The sequence below is a fragment of the Flagellimonas aurea genome (assembly GCF_017313785.1).
Lineage (GTDB): Bacteria > Bacteroidota > Bacteroidia > Flavobacteriales > Flavobacteriaceae > Flagellimonas > Flagellimonas aurea.
Genome location: NZ_JAFLNL010000026.1, coordinates 1 through 1,397, shown reverse-complemented (window position 1 = coordinate 1,397; position 1,397 = coordinate 1). Strand labels below are relative to the sequence as shown.

Genomic DNA, 1,397 nt, shown 5'->3' with positions numbered 1-1,397 from the left:
TCCTATGAAAAGCCATAGTCCAGTTTCTCAAAGATAGTCAATATGTTCTTTTTGTCTTAAACCACTTTTTTCTTTTAGTATAACTTGCTCGGCATCCTATATGTGATACACTCTTTTCTGTGTTCACCAGCATCTGTATGATCATAAGCTATAATAAGTCCGGTCACTTGCTAACCGATGTGGTCCTTGCCATGGGCAAGGCCACCTACATTGTTCTGTGATCCGAACTTCTCTACCTCTATTGTGAGCTTTGTTATGTTCCTTCAATCCTTTTAAATTTCCTTATTCCACTACCCCTATCTCATAGGGCACACCCGTTTTTATAACGGCCAAGGTGCGGCTCAATAGCTTACGGGCCACTTTGACGATCACCGATTTTACGTTCTTGCCCTGATGCTTGCGATAGTATCCCTGCATCACCGGGTCCGTCCTGATCGCCTGCCAGGAGGCCTCGATGAAATAGCTCCTTATCAATCGATGTGCTCGCATGCTCACCCCCGTGTGGCGAACGGTATCGCCACTTTGGTATATGCCCGGGGCAAGGCCCACATAGCCGGCAAGTTGCTTGATGTTGTTGAACCTGCGAAGATTACCCAGCTCGCTCAAGATGCCACTGGCCACGATGGGACCGATTCCCGGTATGCTGCGCAAAAGCATATAATCCCTCTTATAGTGTGCCTTGGTATGTCGCCTCAACAGGGTGGACACATCCCTGAACTCCCGGTCGATGAACCGGAATGTGCGCATACGACTGCGCAAGACCTCTTTGCCCGACTCGTATTCAAACTCCAGCCCATCGAGCCAGTCCCTGAAACCATGGCTCCAATGGTCGTTGTCGTACACTTCCGGAACCTCTATGCCATAATACAGCAACTGCATCTTGATGTAGCTCTTGGTCTGGCGCATGTCCTTGACCAGATCGTTACGGCGACGGAACAGGCTGCGTAACTGTTCTCTGCACCGATCGGGAACCTCTATGCACTCCAAACGTCCGTCCTTGAGTTCACGGGCGATCAACTGGGCGTCTATGCGGTCGGTCTTCGTGTGGCGTTCCTTGCCCCTCCTGAATATGTCCGCAGGATTTACCACCAGGGAATGCCAACCATAACCCTCGAAACAGCGATGGGCCCGATAACCGCAACAGCCCGCTTCATAGGCCGTGGAGACATCATGCCCCGGAAAGTGCCTCTCCACATATTCCCACAAACCCTTAGGGTCCGGAGACATGGAAAAGGTCCTGCCCATGGACAGATTCGTGGCACAGTGCACCTTCCAACTGCGCTTGTGTATGTCGATGCCAATGAATAACTTGGGTGGGGCAGTTTGTTGTGTTTTCATATCTTTTGATTTTGGTGAATCTTAAAGATACTCGACAGACTGCTTTTACATAGATGCTA

General features: G+C 50.0%; 2 protein-coding genes. Both read right to left on the bottom strand.

The window, feature by feature from the left end; all coding sequences use genetic code 11:
- Positions 1-282: 282 nt before the first annotated feature.
- On the bottom strand, positions 283-1,245 hold the full coding sequence (locus J0656_RS20000) for an IS110 family RNA-guided transposase (protein ID WP_237689001.1): 963 nt from the start codon (positions 1,243-1,245) through the stop codon (positions 283-285).
- Positions 1,211-1,397: hypothetical protein (locus tag J0656_RS20265; protein ID WP_237689002.1), on the bottom strand; the 187-nt coding region annotated here is incomplete at its 5' end. The genes J0656_RS20000 and J0656_RS20265, both read right to left, overlap by 35 nt.

What these genes read in the sequence shown, in the direction of transcription:
- J0656_RS20000 (WP_237689001.1), bottom strand. Translation starts at nt 1,245, where the DNA reads ATGGGCAGGACCTTTTCCATGTCTCCGGACCCTAAGGGTTTGTGGGAA.